This is a genomic window from Azoarcus sp. L1K30 (assembly GCF_018122735.1).
Classification (GTDB): Bacteria; Pseudomonadota; Gammaproteobacteria; order Burkholderiales; family Rhodocyclaceae; genus Parazoarcus.
In genome coordinates, this window is sequence record NZ_JAGRRD010000001.1 from 3,662,361 (window position 1) to 3,681,438 (window position 19,078).

Here is a 19,078-nt window from a genome sequence, read left to right on the forward strand (position 1 = left end):
AGGCTCACCATGAAGACAATCTTCATGCGTCATGGCGGCAGCCTGAGGCTGCTGCTGCTGTGCTGGCTGTTGGCACTTTTCGGCGCCTTCATGCCGGCGCAGGCCGCGGGCGAGGCGGCTGCCGAGCAGGTTGCACGTCAGCAATCCCAGCCGCTGAACAACGCACCGGTCTGGCGCGAGGTGCGTTCGGGCGAGGCCCACTTCACGCTGGCAAAGGGGCCGGAGGCGGGCGTCCTGATCCAGAGCGAAGGCAACACCTGGCGGCAGTGGCGTAACGGCCCGATCACCCAGTACGGGGGCTGGCTGCTGATCATCGTGCCGTCGGCCATCGCGCTGTTCTGGATGGTCAAGGGAACGATGAAATTGCATGCCAAGCCCACCGGACGCAAGATGAAGCGCTTCTCGGCCTTCGAGCGCTTTGCGCACTGGGGCACGGCGATCACCTTCCTGCTGCTGGCAGTGACCGGCGTCGCGATTCTCTTCGGCAAGCACGTGCTGGCGCCAGTCTTCGGGCCGGAGTTCTTCGCTTCGCTGCTGGTGGCCGGCAAGCTGATTCACAACTACATCGGCCCGGTGTTCGGGGTCTTTGTCGTGCTGATGATCCTGACCTTCCTGCGCGACAACGTGTGGCAGGCCTGCGATGCGATCTGGATCAGGCGTGCGGGCGGCCTGCTCGGCGGTGATCACGTGCCGTCGAGCCGTTTCAACTTCGGTGAAAAGACCTGGTTCTGGATTGGGGTAACCTTTCTTGGTCTCACCGTGGTGGGGTCCGGGCTGGTGATGGACTTTCCCAACTATGGCTGGACGCGTGCCGACATGCAGCTTGCCAACATGGTGCATGGCATCGGTGCGCTGGTACTGCTGGCCTTGTCCTTCGGTCATATCTACATGGGCACGATCGGGGTAGAAGGCGCCTATCAGTCGATGAAAACCGGCTATGTGGATGAGACCTGGGCCAGGGAGCACCATGAGTTCTGGTACGAAGACGTCAAGGCCGGAAAGTCCGGCCATCCTCAGGATTCGGTTACAGGAGCACGTTCATGAAATCCATGCTTCGCATCGCATTCGTGGCCACCGGCCTCGCAATCGCAGCGGGTTCGGCCTGGGCCAAATTGCCTCCACCCTCGGAAGAGGCGAAGGCCAAGGCGGCCGAGGCCAAGGTCAAGGCCGAAGAGGCATCCAAGCTTGCCGCGGAGCGACTGGCTGCGGCCCAGGACCGTGTTGCCGCAGCGTGGAAGGCCAAAACCGCCAAATAGTCTGCGGACCGATACCTGCAGGTTCGGTCCGGACGATTTTTCCCTCCCGTTGTTCGTCCGGACCCTCTTGAGCCCCGCCCGACCTTGGTCTGGCGGGGTATTTTCTGAGCGCTTGAAGAGCCTGCTACTTTGCTGCCGGCGGCGGCACGCGGCGCACACGTTACAATGCGCGTTTGCCGTGCAGCCGCAAGCGCACGGGCATGCACCGCACATTGGCTGCGGGCAGCATTCTCAATCTCGTCGGAGCGCCTGATGGCCGAAACTTTTTTCTCTCCCTGTCCGCGTGGGCTGGAAGCCCTGCTCGCCGATGAATTGCGTGGATTCGGGGCGGCCGATACCGAGATCCTGCATGGCGGGGTGATGTGGAGCGGAGAGTGGACGGCCTGCTACCGTGCCAACCTCGAGAGCCGGTTGGCGACGCGCGTGTTGTGGCGGGTGGGGCGAGGTCGCTACCAGGGCGAGATCGACATCTACAAGCTGGCCTACAGCCTGACCTGGGCGAAGTGGTTTACCCCCGACGACAGCATCCGGGTCGCGGTCACCGCCCAGCAGTCGCCGCTGAAGAGCCTCGAGTTCATCACCCTGCGTATCAAGGATGCGGTGTGCGACCACTTTCGAACCGTGGTGGGCCGTCGCCCCGACGTGGATACCGCCAATCCGGCTGTTCGCATCCACGCCTTTTTGACGCGCGACATGGTGACCCTGTACCTGGATACCTCCGGCGAGCCCCTTTACAAGCGCGGCTTCAAGACGGCTGCGGTCGAGGCGCCACTGAAGGAGAACATTGCCGCCGGCATCCTCAGGCTCAGTGGATGGCAGCCGGGAGAGACGCTCGTCGATCCGATGTGCGGCAGCGGTACCTTTCTCATCGAGGCAGCGCAGATGGCGCTCGACATCGCCCCCGGGCTGGGGCGCAAATTCGGTTTCGAGCGCTTTCGCCACCTCGACGAAACCGCCTGGTCGGCGGTTCGACAGGCGGCGAAGGGCCGCTGCAAGGCCCTGGTGCCACTGTCGATCTTCGGCTCCGATATCGTTGGCGATCAGGTGCGCCGCAGCCGCGAGAACCTGGCGGCTGCCGGGCTGGACAAATGTGTCACCCTTGATCGCGCAGATATACTCGAGCGTCAGCCACCGTCGGCGTCCGGGGTGCTGGTCACCAATCCGCCCTATGGTGTTCGTATCGGCGAGGCGGAGGAACTGGCCGCCTTCTATCCGCTGCTGGGCAATGCCCTGAAGAAGCACTGGGCCGGTTGGCGCTGTTACTTCTTCAGCGGCGACATGGCACTTGCGAAGCTGATCGGTCTCAAGGCAAGCAAGCGCACGCCGCTGTTCAATGGTGCGCTGGAGTGCCGCCTGTTCGAATACAAGGTGATCGCGGGCAGCATGCGCGACAAGCCGCGCACCGCGTCAGACGACGGGACTGCGCCGTCCTGATCGCCGAGGATCCGGCCGTGGCGGCCGGGTGTCCGTCCTCAGACGATGTCGAGGTGCTGAATGCCCGACGTCATGTCCTTGTCGCCATGCTTGCTGTTGAGCTTGATCTGCAGGCGCAGGTCATTGACCGAGTCGGCATTGCGCAGCGCATCCTCGTAGGTGATCAACTCCGCCTCATAGAGATCGAACAGCGACTGGTCGAAGGTCTGCATGCCCAGTTCGCGCGAACGCTTCATGATGTCCTTGATGCCGGGGACCTCGCCCTTGAAGATGAGGTCGGCGATCAAGGGCGAATTGAGCAGGATCTCGACGGCCGGGACGCGGCCCTTGCGGTCCTTGAGTGGCAGCAGTCGCTGCGAGATCATTGAGCGCAGGTTCAGTGACAAGTCCATCAGCAACTGCGAACGACGTTCTTCGGGGAAAAAGTTGATGATGCGGTCGATGGCCTGGTTGGCGCTGTTGGCGTGCAGGGTAGCAAGGCACAGGTGACCGGTCTCGGCGAAGGCGATGGCGTAGTCCATGGTCTCGCGGTCACGGATTTCGCCCATCAGGATCACGTCCGGCGCCTGACGCAGCGTATTCTTCAGTGCCGCTTCCCAGTTCTCGGTGTCGATACCGACCTCACGCTGCGAGACGATGCAGTTCTTGTGCTGATGGACGTATTCGATCGGGTCTTCGACCGTGATGATGTGACCATAGCTGTTCTCGTTGCGGTAATCGACCATTGCCGCCAGCGATGTGGTCTTGCCGGTACCGGTGCCGCCGACGAAGATCACCAGTCCGCGCTTGGCCATGGCGATATCGCGCAGTACCGCAGGGAGCCCGAGGTCGTCGAAGGTCGGGATCTTCAGCGCGATCGTGCGCAGCACCAGGCCGACCCGGCCTTGCTGGATGTAGGCATTGGCGCGGAAACGGCCGATGCCGGCGGGCGAGATGGCGAAATTGCATTCCTTGGTGGCTTCGAACTCGGCCGCCTGGCGGTCGTTCATGATCGCGCGGGCCAGTTCGGCCGTATGCGCCGGGCTCAGCGCCTGGTTGGACTGCGGAACGATGCGACCGTCGATCTTGATCGCGGGCGGGAAGCCGGCATTGATGAAGAGGTCGGAGCCATTCTTCTGCAGCATCAGCCGCAGCAGGTCGTGCATGAATTTGAGTGCCTGATCGCGTTCCATCTTTCCGCTCCCCCTGTCCGCGCAGTCGGCCGCGCGGCGCAACATGAATGTATCCACCGTGAACCTGTCTGCGCCACCCCTGTCGGGTTGCGCCGGGTACCGTCCACGAGTCCCGCAAACTCAAGTGTCCATCGCCGCCGCCATGCCGGCCATGGACATGAGCTGTCTCATGCGTTGAAGTTGTCCTTGTTCTGCGCCCGGATCTTCGCTTCGGCGGCCGAGACGACATTCCGCCGCACCAGTTCTGCAAGGCATTGGTCGAGCGTCTGCATGCCGACGTTCTGACCGGTCTGGATGGCCGAGTACATCTGAGCGATCTTGTTTTCACGGATCAGGTTGCGAATGGCCGGTGTGCCGATCATGATTTCGTGCGCGGCGACGCGGCCGCTACCGTCCTTGGTCTTGAGCAGGGTCTGTGAAATCACCGCCCGCAGCGACTCCGACAGCATCGATCTCACCATGTCCTTTTCAGCGGCCGGAAACACGTCGACGATACGGTCGATGGTCTTGGCTGCGGACGACGTGTGAAGTGTGCCGAACACCAGGTGGCCCGTTTCCGCAGCGGTGAGCGCAAGGCGAATGGTTTCGAGGTCGCGCATTTCGCCCACCAGGATCACGTCCGGATCCTCGCGCAGCGAGGCTCGCAGGGCATTGGTGAAGGACATCGTATCGCGGTGGACTTCGCGCTGGTTGACCAGGCAGCGCTTGGATTCATGCACGAATTCGATCGGATCCTCGACGGTGAGGATATGGCCGTACTCGTTTTCGTTGATGTAGTCGACCATTGCCGCGAGCGTCGTGGATTTGCCCGAGCCGGTCGGGCCGGTGACCAGCACGATGCCACGGGGCTGGTTGGCAATGTCCTTGAAGATCTTCGGGCAGTTGAGCTCTTCGAGCGTCAGCACCTTGGACGGAATGGTCCGGAACACGGCACCCGCCCCGCGGTTCTGGTTGAACGCGTTAACCCGGAAGCGGGCAAGGTTGGGAATGTAGAACGAAAAGTCGCATTCCCACGTCTCCTCGTATTGCTTGCGCTGGGCGTCGTTCATGATGTCATACACCATGGCGTGGACGTCCTTGTGTTCCATTGGCGGCAGGTTGATCTTGCGCACGTCTCCGTGGACCCGGATCATTGGCGCCAGTCCGGCCGAGAGGTGCAGGTCGGAAGCCTTGTTCTTGACCGCGAAGGCGAGAAGTTCAGTGATGTCCATGATTGTCGGTGCCGACTAGCGTAAGGAATGGGCGTCCGGAGTCGCCGACTGGGCCGATGTTATACTTTCGGCGCAGTGCTCCGAGAGAAAAGGGCTTTTGCAATATGACATCAATCTCAGCCAACTTGCAAGCCGTCAATGCACGGATTGTATCTGCTGCGCGCGCCGTGGGGCGGGATCCGGCGACGGTACGCCTGCTTGCCGTGAGCAAGACCAAGCCGCTGGCCGACATCCGCGCAGCGGTGGCGGCCGGACAACGCGCGTTCGGCGAGAACTATGTGCAGGAAGGAGTGGACAAGATTGCGGCATTGGCTGGTGAAGGCCTCGAATGGCACTTCATCGGCCCCTTGCAGAGCAACAAGACGCGCGCGGTGGCCGAGTCGTTCGACTGGGTCCACGGCATCGACCGCGCAAAGGTCGCGGAGCGCCTGTCGGCGCAGCGCCCCGCGGACATGGCGCCGCTCGACGTGTGCATCCAGGTCAATGTGAGTGGCGAGACGAGCAAGAGCGGCGTGGCGCCCGCGGCCGTTGTGCCATTGGCGCACGTCATCGTCGCTTTGCCGCGTCTGCGCCTGCGCGGCCTGATGTGCATACCTGAGCCCACCCCGGATGCGGCGACGCAACGGCGTCGCTTCGCCACCCTGCGCGAAACGCTCGAGGGGCTCAGGCTCGATCCGGCCCTGGCCGGACAGCGGTTCGACACGCTGTCGATGGGCATGTCCCACGACCTTGAGGCTGCCATTGCCGAAGGCGCCACCATCGTGCGCATCGGTACGTCAATATTCGGCGCGCGTACCGCCGCCATGGCCAGCCCGCAAGCAGCGGGCGGCTGAACTTTACCAATCTGTCCGGACGACTCATGAAAATATCCTTTCTTGGTGGGGGCAACATGGCCGCTGCGCTCATCGGCGGCATGCTCGAACGGGGGTTTGACGCCACCGAACTGCAGGTGGTCGAGCTCGATGCGGGCAATCGCGAGCGCCTGCAGTCGCGCTTCGGCGTGCGCGCCACCGACGTGGCGGACGCGCAGGCGCTGGCCTGCGACGTACTCGTGCTGGCGGTCAAGCCCCAGCAGATGAAAGCGGCGCTGACGCCACTGGCGGGCAAACTTCATGCAACGCTGGTGATCAGCATTGCCGCCGGGTTGAGGGTGGCGGACATCGGCCGCTGGCTCGGCGGTAACAATGGCGCATACAAGCGTATCGTGCGGTGCATGCCCAATACGCCGGCCCTGATCGGGGCCGGCATTACCGGGCTGTATGCCGATTCGTCGGTCGATGCGGCCGGGCGGGAGGCGGCGCAGCGCATTCTCGCCGCGGTCGGATCGACGGTATGGATCGCGAACGAGGCACAGTTGGACGGAGTGACGGGCGTGTCGGGCAGCGGTCCGGCCTATGTCTTCCATTTCATCGAGGCGCTGGAGGCGGCCGGGCGTGCTCAGGGGTTCGACGCTGCCACCGCGCGCAAGCTCGCCATCGATACCGTGCTGGGTGCGGCAAAGCTGGCGGCCAGTTCGGAGGACAGTCCTTCCGTGCTGCGTGAGAAGGTCACCTCGAAAGGGGGGACGACGGCGGCGGCGCTGGCGCATCTCGCCGCCGGGGGGTGGCACGACATGCTGGTCGGGGCGGTCAGCGCGGCTGCCGCACGCGGCCGGGAACTCGGCGACGAATTGGGAAAGGACTGAACACAGATGCTCGATAGCGTGTTGTTGCTGATTGTCGATACCGTCATCAGTCTCCTGACCCTCGTGCTGCTCGCGCGCTTTTTCATGCAGTGGCAGCGGGTGTCCTTTCGCAATCAGATCGGCCAGTTCGTCGTTGCCGCGACGGACTGGGTGGTGCGTCCGCTGCGGCGCGTGATTCCGGGCGTGTTCGGTCTCGATATGGCCAGCCTGCTGCCCGCCTGGCTGGCCCAGGCGCTTCTGGTGCTGATCGAGCTGAGCCTTCGTGGCGTGCCGCTCAGTGGAAGCGCGGTGGGCATCGTGCTCGGGATCTTCGGCCTCGGGCTGGTCGAGTTGCTGCGCATGATGGTGTATCTGGTGTTCGGTGTGGTGCTGATTTCCGCCGTGCTGTCCTGGGTCAGTCCCCATGCGCCGGCTGCGCCGGTGTTCGACGCTCTGGCCGCACCTTTTTTGCGCCCCTTCCGACGCGTCGTACCGACCATCTCGAATATCGATCTGTCGCCACTCGTATTGCTGCTGGTGCTGCAGATCGTGCTGATCGTGCTGGGGGGTATGCGCAACAACTTCGCCCCGCTGTTGTTCGGGCTGTGAGCGGCGACTGGTTGCGTGAAAGTGAGGACGGGAGCCTGACGCTCGTCCTGCACATTCAGCCGGGTGCGAAAAAGACCGGCTTTGCCGGTCTGCACGGGGAAGCGATGAAGATACGCCTCGCGGCGCCGCCCGTCGATGGCAAGGCGAATGCGGCGCTGTGTGCCTTCCTGGCAGCCTTCTGCGAGGTGCCGAAATCGGCTGTCAGTCTTGTCAGTGGTGAAACCTCGCGTGCCAAGCGGGTGCGCATCGTACAGGTTTCAAGCACGGTAGCGGCACGCCTGCGTGCGCAGGCCTGAAAACCGCCACCGGCGCGCTCAACCGCCAAACATCAGCTGTCCTTCGACCAGCGTGAAGCACACCTTGCCCGGCAATTCGACGCCCAGAAAAGGGGTGTTCTTGCCCTGACTGCGCAGGCTGTCACGGTTGATGCAGACTTGCGCTTGCGGGTCGAAGATGCACACGTCGGCCCGTGCGCCGGGCGACAGGTGACCGGCCTTGGTGATGCCGATGATGGCAGCAGCGTCGGAGGTGACCCGCGCCAGCGCATCGATGAGTGGCAGCCCGGCGCGTTCGGCCCATTTCAGTGTCAGCGGCAACAGCAGCTCCAGACCGGTGGCGCCGGCCTCGGATTCGCTGAAGGGGGTCAGTTTGCCGTCGTCGTCGACCGGGGTATGGTCCGAGCACAGTGCGTTGATGCGCCCTTCCGTCAGGCCTCGACACAATGCTTCGCGGTCGCGCTGGCTACGCAGCGGCGGCACGAGGTGGCAGTTGGCGTTGAAGTAGCCGATGTCCATGTCGGACAGGTGGAGATGGTTGATGGAGACGTCGCAGGTGACGTCCATGCCTTCTGCACGCGCCTGATCGATCAGTTGCAGGCCTTCGGCGCTAGACAGACGGGTAATGTGCAGTCTTGCCCCGGTCACCCGTGCCAGTTGCAGGTAGGTAAATAGCGCCACAGTCTCGGCCGCCACCGGGATGCCGGGCAGACCGAGGCGGGTGGCGACTTCGCCATCGTGGGCGTAGCCGCCGCGCGACAGGAAGGGCGCGATCGGTTGCAGCCAGACGCGGAAGTCGAAGGTGGCGGCATATTGCATGGCCCGCATCAGCACCGTGTTGTCGACGATGGGCACGTTGGCCTGGGAGAAGGCGACGCAGCCGGCCTCGACCAGCTCGGCCATCTCCGACAGGCGTTCGCCCTTGAGTCCAAGGGTGAGCGCCGCGACCGGATAGACGTGAGCGCGATTGAGCTTCTTCGCCCGATAGCACAGCATTTCGACCAGGCCGGGTTCGTCCAGCGCCGGGTCGGTGTCGGGCGGAATCGCCAGGCTGGTGACGCCACCGGCCATGGCTGCATCCATTTCGGATTCGAGCGTGGCCCGATATTCGAAGCCGGGCTCACGCAGGCGGGCCGAGAGGTCGATCAGGCCCGGGGCCACCACCAGCCCTTCGGCATCGATCGTCCGGTCTGCGCAGAATCCGTCGGGAGAACTGCCGAGTGCTGCAATCTTGCCGTCGGCAATGAATACGTCGGCAATGCGGTCGGTTTTGTTGGCGGGGTCAATGACCCGGCCGTTGGCGATACGGATCTTCATCGAATCTTCCTTACTGGCCGGCGAGCATGCTCATGACTGCCATGCGCACGGCAATACCGAAGGTCACCTGGGGCAGGATGACCGCCTGGGCGCCGTCGGCAACGGCGGAGTCGATCTCGACGCCGCGGTTCATCGGCCCCGGGTGCATCACGATGGCATCGGGTTTGGCCAGCGCGAGCTTTTCGGCGGTCAGCCCCCAGACCTTGTAGAACTCCTGCGGCGTCGGCAGCAGCGCACCGTTCATGCGTTCGTTCTGCAGGCGAAGCATCATCACCACATCGACGCCGCGCAGGCCTTCGCGCATGTCGTGGAACACCCGCACGCCCATCTTCTCGATGTCGGTCGGCAGCAGGGTCTTGGGGCCGATGACGCGGACTTCGGGCACGCCGAGTGTCGTCAGCGCACAGATCTGCGAGCGTGCGACCCGCGAGTGCAGCACGTCGCCGACGATGGCAACCGTCAGCCCGGTGAAGTCCTGCTTGTAGTGACGGATCGTGTACATGTCCAGCAGCCCCTGGGTGGGGTGGGCATGACGGCCGTCGCCTGCATTGACAACGTGAATGTCGTTGCGGCCGTTAGCGCGCAGGTGCTGGGCGATGAGGAAGGGGGCACCGCTGGCGGCATGGCGCACCACGAACATGTCGGCCTGCATCGCGCACAGGTTGTCCACCGTGTCGAGCAGGCTCTCGCCCTTGGCGGTGGAGCTGGTCGATACGTTGAGGTTCACCACGTCGGCAGACAGGCGTTTGGCGGCGATCTCGAAAGTGGTGCGGGTGCGCGTCGAATTCTCGAAGAACAGATTGAAGATGCTCTTGCCACGCAGCAGCGGCAGCTTCTTGACTTCGCGTTCGGCGACTTCGGTGAAGGGGGCAGCGGTATCGAGAATGGCGTTGATGATGTCGCGCGGCAGGCCGTCTAGCGTGAGCAAGTGTTGCAGTTCGCCGTGTTTGTTGAGCTGGGGATTAAGCATCGATCATCCTCAGGTTCAGCGTGCCGTCGTCGGCGCGTTCGAGTTGCAGGTTCTGCGAGGGGGCGAGGGTCTCGACCAGGGTGTGTGCGCAGTAGCGCGCGGCGATCGGCAGCTCGCGTCCGCCGCGGTCCACGAGCACGGCGAGTTCGACGCACGCGGGACGACCGAAATCGAACAGCTCGTTGAGTGCGGCCCGTGTCGTGCGGCCGGTGTAGAGCACGTCGTCGATGATGATCACGTGGGCGCCCTCCACGCTGAAGGGGATCTCCGTTCGTTGCGGCTTTGTGTGCAGGCCACGGGCGCCGTAATCGTCGCGATAGAAGGACACGTCGATCGCGCCCAGCGGCAGGCTGATGCCAAGCATGGCGTGCAGGCGTTCGGCTAGCCACAGCCCACCGGTGCGGATGCCGGCCAGGGCGGTGGTGGGCGTGATCTGAGGTCGCAGTTGCTCGGCGAGTTGCCGGCACAGGGTTTCTGCATCAAGGCTTGGCATGTCGGATCGAGTCCAGAAAGTGTTGCAGGATCAATTGCGCAGCGATGGCGTCGAGTTGCTGCTTGCGATGGCGCCAGTCCTTCATGCCCGCGTCGCGCAACTGCTGTTCCGCTTCGGCCGAGGACAGGCGCTCGTCCTCGAGCATGACCGGCAGCCCGAAGCGGCCGTGCAGCTGGTTGGCGAAGCGTCGGCAGCGCGCGCTCATCTCGTGCTCCCGACCGTCGAGGTGGCGGGGCAGGCCGACGACCAGGGCGACCGGCTGCCACTCTGCGAGCAGCGCGGCGATGGCGGCGAAGCGGTCGGCATTGCTTTCGTCATGAAGTGTGGTCAGCGCAGCGGCCTGTCCGGTCTCGAGTTCGCCGCTGGCGATGCCGATGCGCGCGAGGCCGAAATCGAAGCCCAGGATGCTGCCGCGGGGGGGAAGCGAAAGCGGCGCCGGCAGCGCCGCGGTTTCAGGCATGCCCGGCAACCTCGCTCAGTTTGGCGAAATCGATGCCGAGCTTCTGCATGGCGGCGACCAGGCGCTCTTCGGGCGGCAGGTCGAAGATGATGGTCATGTCTGCGGGTACCGTGAGCCAGGCATTGTCGGCCAGTTCCTGCTCCAGTTGTCCGGCATCCCAGCCTGCGTAGCCGAGGCTGACCAGGACCTCGCTGGGTTCGCCGGTGGCACCGATCACCTGAAGGATGTCGCGACTGCTGGTGAGGCCGACTTCGTCGTTGACGCGCAGGGTCGAGTGCCATTCGCCGCTGGGTCGATGCAGCACGAAGCCACGATCGGTCTGCACCGGGCCGCCGAAGTACACCGGCTGTTCGGCGAAACCCTCGGCGCTGAGCGGCAACTCGATGCGTTCGTACAAGGTGGCAAGCGTCATGTCGATCGGGCGATTCACGATCACACCCAGCGCACCCTGCTCGTTGTGTTCGGCAATATAGGTCAGCGTGCGTGCGAAATGCGGATCGGTCATGCTTGGCATGGCGATCAGGAAGTGATGGGTGAGGTTGCTCGAAACGGTATCCATGTGCGCATTTTACGCCGACAGCGGGCGCCTTGCTTGGGGAACCTTGATGCGCGTTGCGAACTCATAGCGGCCCGTCTCTCTCAATCATGTGTCTTCGATGCACGCTGCCCTCGTCTGGTTTCGCCGCGATCTTCGCCACTTCGATCATGCGGCCCTGCATCACGCGCTTCGCCATGCGCAGAAGGTTTACTGTGTGTTCGTGTTCGACCGCGACATTCTCGATGCGCTGCCGGCGCGCGAGGACAGGCGCGTGGGCTTCATCCATCATGCAGTTTGCGAACTCGATGCGGCGCTGTGCGAGCTGGCGCGCTCAGGCGGCAACAGTGGTGCCGGCCTGATCGTGCGACACGGCCGTGCAATCGACGAGATCCCGCGTCTGGCGCGGGCGCTCGGGGTCGATCAGGTGTGTGCGAATCGCGACTATGAGCCGGCTGCGATCACGCGTGACAGCCGGGTGGCTGAATTGCTGGCCGTGGATGGTATCGGCTTCGTCGACTTCAAGGATCAGGTCATCTTCGAGCGTGACGAGATCCTGACTCAGAGCGGCACGCCCTTCAGCGTGTTCACGCCCTACCGCAATGCCTGGATGAAGCGGCTGGATGCGTCTTACGTCAAACCCTATCCAGTTGAAAAATACGCCTCGGCGCTCGCGCCCAAGCCGTCCGGCGAGGGCATTCCGTCCCTCGACGCGCTCGGGTTTGGTTGCAGTAATCTCATGCAGTTGCGCCTGCCGTTGGGTGTCACCGGCGGGCGCACCTTGTTGGCCGATTTCAGTGCCCGCATCGAACGCTACAAACGCGCGCGTGACTTCCCTTCAGTGAAAGGTGTGTCCTACCTGTCGGCCCATCTGCGCTTCGGCACGGTATCGATCCGCGAACTGGCTGGTTTCGCGTGGCGACACGGCGGTGAGGGTGCGGAAACCTGGCTTGGCGAACTGGTGTGGCGCGACTTCTACCACATGATCCTCTGGCACCACCCGCAGGTCGTGGATGCGCCGTTCAAGCCCGCGTACGATCGCGTGGTCTGGGACGAGGCGCCCGCACTGCATGCGGCGTGGTGCGAGGCGCGCACGGGCTATCCGATCGTCGATGCGGCGATGCGGCAGCTGCACCAGACCGGATACATGCACAACCGACTGCGCATGATCGTCGCCTCGTTCCTGACCAAGGATCTCGGGATCGACTGGCGCAGGGGCGAGCGTCATTTTGCCCAGCATCTCATGGACTACGACCTGGCAGCCAACAACGGTGGTTGGCAGTGGGCCGCATCGACCGGTTGCGATGCGCAGCCCTACTTTCGCATCTTCAATCCGGTGACGCAATCGCAGAAATTCGATCCGGAAGGACGTTTCATCCGGCGTTATCTGCCTGAACTGGCGCATGTTCCGGACCGCTTCATCCACACCCCGTGGCTGATGGGGCCGGTCGAACAGCAGGCTGCGCGATGCCGTATCGGTACCGACTACCCGGCGCCGGTCGTCGACCACGGCCAGGCGCGAACACGCACGCTGGCGCGCTTAGGCGTAACGAAGTCAGACTGAGCTTTCCGCCGCAGTGGTCACCACCGCGGCGGAAAGCGGCTGCAGCAAATCACGTTGGCCAGGGCTTGCCGACGAGCCCGCCGCCTGCGTAACCGGCAATGAGACCAAGCAGTTCCTCTTCCTGGTAGGGCTTGCCCAGGTAGTGATTGGCGCCGATCTCCATGGCATAGCTGCGATGCTTGTCCGCCAGGCGTGAGGTGATCATGATCACCGGGATGGCCTTGGTGCGCGCATCGGCGCGCACGTTGCGCACCAGGTCGAAGCCGTCCATGCGCGGCATCTCGATGTCGCACAACATGACGTCGGGAACGATGTCGGCAAGCACCTCGATGGCATCCACACCGTCCTTGGCCGTGACCACCCGATAGCCCTCGCGCTCCAGCAGGCGGCCGGTGATCTTGCGCACGGTCAGCGAGTCGTCGACCACCATGACCGTCGGTATGTGCTGTATCTCGGGTGCAGCCTGAGGCGGGGGCGTGTCCACCTGTTCCGTCTCGGCACTCCCCAGGCTGCGGCTGGCCAGCGCCACCGGGTTCAGGATCAGCACGATCTCGCCGTCGCCGAGCACCGTTGCACCGGACATGCCGACGATGCGGGTGAGTTGAGGCCCCGCATTCTTGACGATGATTTCCTCGTTGCCACGCAGGGCGTCGACATGCAGCGCAAGCGTCTGCGCGCCGGCTCGCAGCAGCAACACCCAGTTATAGCGCTGGATCTCGGGCTGGCTGACGGTATCTCCGAGCAGGCGCGGCAGGTAGCGGTAGGCATAATGCTGCCCCATCCAGTCGGTGCCGCCTTGATGGCGCAGGTGCTCGAGCGCGTCGGCCTTGAGTTCCATGACCTGGGCGATCATGCTCGACGGGATGGCAAAATGCCGCCCGGCCGCACGCACCAGCAAGGCCTGGGTGACGGCCAGCGTCAGCGGCAGATAGATGCGGAACACGGTGCCCGAGTCGGGGGCACTGCTGACGTCGATGCGTCCGCCCACCGCCGCGGTCTCGGCCTTGACCACGTCCATGCCCACGCCACGTCCGGAGACGGCCGACAGGGCGCCGGCAGTGGAGAAACCCGGCACGAAGATCAGATTGGTCAGGCGCCGCTCGTCGGCGACTTCATCGGCACCGAGCAGGCCATTGGCGCGGGCCTTGGCGGCAATGCTGTCGAAATTGAGCCCGCCACCATCGTCGGCAAGTTCGAGGACGATTTCATTGCCCTCCTGACTTACGCTCAGGGTGATCTGGCCGATCTCGGGCTTGCCCGCATTGCGGCGCAGTTCGGGGGCCTCGATGCCGTGGGCGAGCGCGTTTCGCAGCAGGTGCTCGAGCGGTGCCACCATGTGTTCCAGCACGCTGCGGTCGATCTCGATACGACCGCCCCGCAGGTCGAGGTTGGCACGTTTGCCCAGCTCCTTGGCACTCTTGCGCACGATGCGATAGAGCCGGTCGGCGAGACTGTCGAAGGGCACCATGCGCACCTGCATCAGCGCTTGCTGCAATTCGCGTGAGAGTCGTGCCTGGCTATGGAGGGCGAGGTCGGCGCCATCGAGGTTGCGCAGCAGGCTCTGCTGCACCGTGGTGACGTCGTTGACGCTCTCGGCCATCATCCGCGTGAGTTCCTGGAGCCGCGTGTAGCGGTCCATCTCCAGCGGATCGAACTCGGCGTGGTGTGATTCGGCCTGCGCAATGCGGGACTGCATCTGCACGTCGGCCTGAATCTCGACTTCGCGCAACTGGTTGCGCAGACGGATGACGTTCTCGGTCAGGTCGAGCATCGAGCGGCGCAAATTGCGCAGTTCGCCCTCGATACGGGAGCGCGCGACGCCGATTTCGCCTGCCTCGTTGACGAAGCGGTCGAGCAGTTCGGCGCGCACGCGCAGCGTCGCGCTTCCGGCGCCAACGTCGGCATCGGCGGGGGCCGCGTCGATGCTGACGGCAGGGCTGGCCAGCGGTGCAGCGGTCTGCGCCGGTGTGGCGGCGGCCGGAGTAGTGTCCTTAGTGTCCTGGCCGCCGGCAAGGCCGTCGACGAGTTGTTCGGTCTGGTCCAGGCTGGTCGCGAGCTCGTCGATGAAGGTATGGATATCGCCGCCGGCCTTGAGCGCGCTCTCGAGCCGGGACTCGAGCTGATGGATCTGTTCGCCCAGCAGCATTGCGCCTGTCATGCGCGCGCTGCCCTTCAGTGTGTGGAGCAGACGCGCGACGCTCTTGGCCTTGTCGGGATTGTCGGCGTCATCCTTCCAGCTGCGCAGGTTCGCGTGCAGGTCGCCGAGAATCTCGCCCGCCTCTTCGAGGAAGATAGGTAGGAGCTGCTCGTCAACTTCGTCGGTGACATGCACCGGCGTGTCTTCGTCGGCGTGCGGCGCGGCGCCAGCCGGTGCGGACAACTGGGGTGGTGCAGGGGCGGTTGTCGGCGCAAGACGTCCGGCCTGGTCGAGTTGATCGACGAGCTCCGGCGCGTCCAGCGGCATGCGCTTGCTGGCCACTTCGGCGAGCATGGCCTCCAGGGTATCGAGCGCCATGCCGAACAGGGCAAGATCATCTGCCGAAGGCGGCTGGGAGTGATCACGCATACGCTGTTCGGCATGCTCGAGCGCACGCGCAAGGGTATGCAATGGTGCGACGCGGGCCGTGCCCGATATGCCGGCAAAGGTGTGCGCCGCGCGCAGGGCGGTTTCGGGCAGCTGCAGCGTTGGATTGGCCTTCAGGCGACCGAACTCCTGATGCAGGGTGGCGATGTGATGCCGCGCCTCGGCAACGTAGAGGTCGTACAGTGGACGGGAAATCTCGACTTCGCCAACGTGAACGAAGTCCGCGTCGTGTTCCTCCTCGTCTGCGGAAACGGATTCGGTCGCGGCTGGTTGCCCGGTGGCGTCTGCAGACAAATCGGCATCGTTCAGCGGTGCCGGCTCCGGCGCGATGTCGGCGGCCGCCTCGCTGGCCTCATCCACCTGCAGGAAATCGACGGGCGTCACCGGTGCTTCTGCCGCAGGCGCAGGTTCGGAGGTGCTCGTCGAGGCTGCCTCGGGCGCGGCTTCTTCTGCCGCAGCCTCCGCCTCCGCCTCCGCCAATTCGGGGGTGGCTGCCTCTCCCTCTGCAGCGTCCGCGATCGGCGATGGGGGGGCTGGCGCCGTCGTGTCGGGTTCCACCTCGTCGTCCAGCGGCGGCAGCCAGTCCTCATCCAGCGCGGTGAACTGCATCAGGTCGCCATCGTCCTCCGCTGCCTTCGGTGCGCTTTCGTTAGCTCCGGATTCGGCTGTTTCATCCGGTGGCAGCCAGGTACCATCGAGGGCGGTGATCTGCAGCAAGTCGGACTCGTCCGTCTGCGCATCGGCCGGTTTCTCGTCCTCGGTCTCATCGCTGGGCACAGGCGAATCGTCTTCGGACGGCAGCCAGCTCTCATCGAGTGCGGTGATCTGGAGAAGCTCCGGCGGGGCTTCATCCGCGTCGGACGCTTCATCCGCGTCGCTGTCAACGTGGAGCTCCTCCACATCGCCAATCTCGAGCTCGAACTCGTCGATCGCATCGGAGTCATCTTTCTCGAATGCGTCGGTGCTTCTTGCCGGGGTGCCGGAAGGCGCCTGTTCCGATGCCGCGGTCTCCGTCGGGGCAGGCTCGAAGTCGCTGATCAGATCGATCAGCGGGAAGTCTTCGAGTGAGGTTTCCTCCGGAAGGAAGTGCGGCGCTTCAGTTGACCCGCCGCCATAGGGCAGGACTTCGCCTTCATCCGACAGGCTGAGGTCGAAGTCCAGCGTGGTCTCGACGATGTCCGTGGTGTCGGTGGTGGCGTCGGCCTGGCCGACGCCCGACTCCTGCGTTGGCGTATCGCTTTCGCGCAGGCGTATCGCCTCGGCCATCAGCGGGGCGACGTCGCGGAACTGCCTGCCACTGTGTTCGAGCTGATCGACCCAGGCGGAAAAATGCTGATGCGCTTCGTCGATCAGGTGATGCAGCGCGGAAGTCGGTGGCCACTCGAGCTGCAGCCAGCGATTGAGGGTCTGCTCGAGTTCCCATGCGGCCTCGCCCAGATCGCGCAAGCCGACCATGCGCCCGCTGCCCTTGAGGGTGTGGAAGCCGCGTCTGATTGCCGTCAGGCACTCGACATTGGACGGCTCCGTGCGCGACAGTTCGAGCTGTTCGCCGATGCTTGCCAGAACGTCGTGTGCTTCCTCGATGAAGATGCACAACAGCTCTGCATCGATCTCTTCTTCGCTGGCCTCCAGCAGACGCCGGGTGTCATCCGCAAGTGGCGGCACGGCAGCGGCCTCTTGTGGTGCCGGTTCGTCGTCCGCGGCATCCTCCTGCAACTCGAGCGCCGAATCGGCCTCGGTGGCAAGCTCGGTGCCTGCAGGTGCGGCTTCCGTTCCTGTCTTCGCCGGGGGCGGTGTAGCGGGGAGGGAAGCGGTTTCTGGCACCAGGAGGATGTCTTCTTCGATCGAAGCGACTTGCGCTGCGTCCGGCTCGAGAAACTGTTGCAGACTGGTCTTGCCGTACTGCAGGGACTGGATGAAGAAGCCCAGCGCCGACAGCTTGTGGGCCAGCGCCTCGAACTCGACATGATCGGCCGGGGCATCGTTCGCCGCGAACGATGCAATCGTCTCGCCCGCATGCTTGATTAGTTCGATTGCGTCGGTCTCGCCAAGCAGCGACAGTGCGCCTTCGATCTGGTGCAGCGGACCAGAGAGCTGGGCGAGTGGGGCGCGCTTGCCCTGATCCCGGAAGAAATCATCCAGCGTCTGCTCGACATTTGCCAGGCTCGAGAGGATTTCGCGTGCGAGCTGACCGAGCGCTTCCTTTTCCTGGGCGCGCCTGGCGGCCTGCAACCCCGGCGAATTCTCCGTTGCTTCGACGTGTTCGCCCCTGCTCAGTGCGTCGAGGCGCGCCGTCGTTTCGGCTACCTGGGCCGAGAATCCGGCGTCGGGTACGCTGCGGTCCAGTCCGGCCTCGGCAAGCAGCAGCGCGGTCGCCATTTCGATCGCAATGGCTTCCGAACTGTGCAGCGGGTCCTTGCGCAGCCATTGGGTGAAACGGCGAATGCCCGCGACCAGGCGGTCGATGGCAGGCCGGCCCAAAAGGCTTGTGGATGTCGCAAATTCGTCGAGCGCAGTCTCGAAGCGCGGCAGTGCAATGGCTGCGCCCGCGCTGAAGGCGTCCCATTGTTCCTTGATCTCCGACAGGCGTCCGCGCAGTTCCTGGAGCAGGGGAGCGAGCGGAAGCTCGCTGACGCGCGAGCCCGGTTCCGGGAGCAGGCCGTCCAGTTGCCAGTTCTTGACAACGGCCTGCTGAGTCGGCGTCAGTGCAGGGTGACAGGCCACCTGGTAGAGCATTTCGCGCAGCAGCCGCTCGGGTAGCGGCTGAGGGGCGCCACCGAGTCGGCGCAACTGCGCCTCGAGCCTCGAGAGCAGACGCTTGACCAGTTCGCGCTCGTCCTCGCGCGTCGTGCCCAGCGTGTCGACGACGGCCTGTCCCACCCACCACAGTGCTCGATACGGAGGATTGCCCTCGATGGCCTCGAGTTCATCCAGTGCGGCGCGCATGCCATCGATGCCGCTATTGGCGCCAGGTGTCTTGAGCCAGTCGAGCAGGCCGCGCTGAAAGCGCGCGCGCAGGGGCTTGACTGCACTCTGCAGCGTCGCCGCATCCTGTGCCCGTGATTGCGTGCGTCTGGGGGCCCGCAGGCTGGTGTCGGGGAAGAACAGGTCTGCGGCGGAAGGAAGGTCTTGCGCGCGTGCAGTCGCGATCTCGCGGTACAGAGGCAGCAGGCGAAGCGGCTGATCAGGCGTGCCGTGCGCCAGTTCTTCGAGATAGTTGCCAATGCTGGCAAGCGCACGCCCGACCAGCGCAAGCTGGTCGTCACCGGTATCGATCTCGCCACGTCCCATGGCACCGAGCAGCTGATCCAGGCTGCTGGCAAACTGCGTCAGGCCGTCGAGGCCGACGATCGACAGGGCGCCCCTGACCTGATGGAGGTGCGTCTGTGCGAACTGGATGCGGGAGGCCGCGTCGCTCGTACGACTGGCCTCGCTCACGCATTCAGCCGCGCGGGTGAGTGCCAGGTCGATTTCGCTCTTGACCCAGGTCAGCGGACCCAGATCCAGTTCCTTGGCTTGCGTCATGAATGCGTTC

At 64.3% G+C, this 19,078-nt stretch carries 16 protein-coding genes; 8 read left to right on the forward strand and 8 right to left on the reverse strand.

What is annotated here, in order from left to right:
- Window positions 1-9 precede the first annotated feature (9 nt).
- The 3 genes from J5J83_RS16780 (at window position 10) to J5J83_RS16790 (ending at window position 2,690) form a co-directional block, all read left to right on the forward strand.
- Entirely contained in the window at window positions 10-1,044 is a 1,035-nt protein-coding gene (locus tag J5J83_RS16780) for a formate dehydrogenase subunit gamma (protein WP_212351087.1), read from the forward strand.
- Window positions 1,041-1,256 (forward strand): hypothetical protein, encoded by a 216-nt coding sequence (locus J5J83_RS16785; protein ID WP_212351089.1) that lies wholly within the window; start codon window positions 1,041-1,043, stop codon window positions 1,254-1,256. Before J5J83_RS16780 ends, J5J83_RS16785 begins: the two co-directional genes overlap by 4 nt.
- Window positions 1,257-1,508: 252 nt before the next feature.
- Window positions 1,509-2,690 (forward strand): THUMP domain-containing protein, encoded by a 1,182-nt coding sequence (locus tag J5J83_RS16790; RefSeq protein ID WP_212351091.1) that lies wholly within the window; start codon window positions 1,509-1,511, stop codon window positions 2,688-2,690.
- 38 nt (window positions 2,691-2,728) lie between these two features.
- Here J5J83_RS16790 and J5J83_RS16795 read toward each other — a convergent pair whose 3' ends face one another.
- Together J5J83_RS16795 and J5J83_RS16800 are read right to left on the reverse strand one after the other, a co-directional pair.
- Window positions 2,729-3,862 (reverse strand): PilT/PilU family type 4a pilus ATPase, encoded by a 1,134-nt coding sequence (locus tag J5J83_RS16795; protein ID WP_212351093.1) that lies wholly within the window; start codon window positions 3,860-3,862, stop codon window positions 2,729-2,731.
- A 167-nt stretch (window positions 3,863-4,029) separates the two neighbouring features.
- A complete protein-coding gene (locus J5J83_RS16800) occupies window positions 4,030-5,073 on the reverse strand; it encodes a type IV pilus twitching motility protein PilT (RefSeq protein WP_212351095.1) in 1,044 nt (347 codons plus the stop codon).
- A 104-nt stretch (window positions 5,074-5,177) separates the two neighbouring features.
- Between J5J83_RS16800 and J5J83_RS16805 the strand changes: the two genes are divergently transcribed.
- From J5J83_RS16805 to J5J83_RS16820, 4 genes are read left to right on the forward strand one after another with little or no spacing between them, the layout of a single operon-like run.
- Window positions 5,178-5,906, forward strand: a complete 729-nt coding sequence (locus J5J83_RS16805) for a YggS family pyridoxal phosphate-dependent enzyme (protein ID WP_212351097.1) — start codon at window positions 5,178-5,180, stop codon at window positions 5,904-5,906.
- A gap of 26 nt (window positions 5,907-5,932) precedes the next feature.
- Complete coding sequence (proC, locus tag J5J83_RS16810; RefSeq protein ID WP_212351099.1) at window positions 5,933-6,757, forward strand: pyrroline-5-carboxylate reductase; 825 nt, start codon at window positions 5,933-5,935, stop codon at window positions 6,755-6,757.
- Window positions 6,758-6,763: 6 nt separating this feature from the next.
- Complete coding sequence (locus J5J83_RS16815; protein ID WP_212351101.1) at window positions 6,764-7,345, forward strand: YggT family protein; 582 nt, start codon at window positions 6,764-6,766, stop codon at window positions 7,343-7,345.
- On the forward strand, window positions 7,342-7,641 hold the full coding sequence (locus J5J83_RS16820) for a DUF167 family protein (protein ID WP_212351103.1): 300 nt from the start codon (window positions 7,342-7,344) through the stop codon (window positions 7,639-7,641). The genes J5J83_RS16815 and J5J83_RS16820 overlap by 4 nt, the downstream gene beginning before the upstream one ends.
- Window positions 7,642-7,659: 18 nt before the next feature.
- Here the strand turns inward: J5J83_RS16820 and J5J83_RS16825 are convergent, their stop codons facing one another.
- Genes J5J83_RS16825 through J5J83_RS16845 form a run of 5 tightly spaced genes read right to left on the reverse strand, consistent with a single transcriptional unit; the run spans window position 7,660 to window position 11,419 of the window.
- A complete protein-coding gene (locus tag J5J83_RS16825) occupies window positions 7,660-8,937 on the reverse strand; it encodes a dihydroorotase (RefSeq protein WP_212351105.1) in 1,278 nt (425 codons plus the stop codon).
- A 10-nt stretch (window positions 8,938-8,947) separates the two neighbouring features.
- Window positions 8,948-9,907, reverse strand: coding sequence for an aspartate carbamoyltransferase catalytic subunit (locus J5J83_RS16830; RefSeq protein ID WP_212351107.1), 960 nt, complete (start codon window positions 9,905-9,907; stop codon window positions 8,948-8,950).
- Window positions 9,900-10,400, reverse strand: coding sequence for a bifunctional pyr operon transcriptional regulator/uracil phosphoribosyltransferase PyrR (gene pyrR, locus J5J83_RS16835; protein WP_212351109.1), 501 nt, complete (start codon window positions 10,398-10,400; stop codon window positions 9,900-9,902). The genes J5J83_RS16830 and pyrR overlap by 8 nt, the downstream gene beginning before the upstream one ends.
- A complete protein-coding gene (gene ruvX, locus J5J83_RS16840; protein ID WP_212351111.1) occupies window positions 10,387-10,860 on the reverse strand; it encodes a Holliday junction resolvase RuvX in 474 nt (157 codons plus the stop codon). Before ruvX ends, pyrR begins: the two co-directional genes overlap by 14 nt.
- Window positions 10,853-11,419, reverse strand: coding sequence for a YqgE/AlgH family protein (locus J5J83_RS16845; protein WP_212351113.1), 567 nt, complete (start codon window positions 11,417-11,419; stop codon window positions 10,853-10,855). Before J5J83_RS16845 ends, ruvX begins: the two co-directional genes overlap by 8 nt.
- A gap of 97 nt (window positions 11,420-11,516) precedes the next feature.
- Here J5J83_RS16845 and J5J83_RS16850 point away from each other — a divergent pair, with 97 nt between their 5' ends.
- Window positions 11,517-12,959: a deoxyribodipyrimidine photo-lyase gene (locus J5J83_RS16850; protein WP_212351115.1), complete on the forward strand. Its 1,443-nt coding sequence runs from the start codon at window positions 11,517-11,519 to the stop codon at window positions 12,957-12,959.
- Between the two features lie 49 nt (window positions 12,960-13,008).
- Here J5J83_RS16850 and J5J83_RS16855 read toward each other — a convergent pair whose 3' ends face one another.
- A complete protein-coding gene (locus J5J83_RS16855; RefSeq protein ID WP_212351116.1) occupies window positions 13,009-19,068 on the reverse strand; it encodes an Hpt domain-containing protein in 6,060 nt (2,019 codons plus the stop codon).
- Window positions 19,069-19,078: the final 10 nt, after the last annotated feature.

Bases quoted from the DNA above. Each gene is read 5' to 3' on its own strand.
- J5J83_RS16815 (WP_212351101.1), top strand. From the start codon at position 6,764: ATGCTCGATAGCGTGTTGTTGCTGATTGTCGATACCGTCATCAGTCTC.
- ruvX (WP_212351111.1), bottom strand. From the start codon at position 10,860: ATGCCTGAAACCGCGGCGCTGCCGGCGCCGCTTTCGCTTCCCCCCCGC.
- J5J83_RS16855 (WP_212351116.1), bottom strand. From the start codon at position 19,068: ATGACGCAAGCCAAGGAACTGGATCTGGGTCCGCTGACCTGGGTCAAG.
- J5J83_RS16830 (WP_212351107.1), bottom strand. From the start codon at position 9,907: ATGCTTAATCCCCAGCTCAACAAACACGGCGAACTGCAACACTTGCTC.
- proC (WP_212351099.1), top strand. From the start codon at position 5,933: ATGAAAATATCCTTTCTTGGTGGGGGCAACATGGCCGCTGCGCTCATC.
- J5J83_RS16805 (WP_212351097.1), top strand. From the start codon at position 5,178: ATGACATCAATCTCAGCCAACTTGCAAGCCGTCAATGCACGGATTGTA.
- J5J83_RS16825 (WP_212351105.1), bottom strand. From the start codon at position 8,937: ATGAAGATCCGTATCGCCAACGGCCGGGTCATTGACCCCGCCAACAAA.
- J5J83_RS16850 (WP_212351115.1), top strand. From the start codon at position 11,517: ATGCACGCTGCCCTCGTCTGGTTTCGCCGCGATCTTCGCCACTTCGAT.
- J5J83_RS16780 (WP_212351087.1), top strand. From the start codon at position 10: ATGAAGACAATCTTCATGCGTCATGGCGGCAGCCTGAGGCTGCTGCTG.
- J5J83_RS16845 (WP_212351113.1), bottom strand. From the start codon at position 11,419: ATGGATACCGTTTCGAGCAACCTCACCCATCACTTCCTGATCGCCATG.
- J5J83_RS16795 (WP_212351093.1), bottom strand. From the start codon at position 3,862: ATGGAACGCGATCAGGCACTCAAATTCATGCACGACCTGCTGCGGCTG.
- J5J83_RS16785 (WP_212351089.1), top strand. From the start codon at position 1,041: ATGAAATCCATGCTTCGCATCGCATTCGTGGCCACCGGCCTCGCAATC.
- J5J83_RS16790 (WP_212351091.1), top strand. From the start codon at position 1,509: ATGGCCGAAACTTTTTTCTCTCCCTGTCCGCGTGGGCTGGAAGCCCTG.
- J5J83_RS16800 (WP_212351095.1), bottom strand. From the start codon at position 5,073: ATGGACATCACTGAACTTCTCGCCTTCGCGGTCAAGAACAAGGCTTCC.
- pyrR (WP_212351109.1), bottom strand. From the start codon at position 10,400: ATGCCAAGCCTTGATGCAGAAACCCTGTGCCGGCAACTCGCCGAGCAA.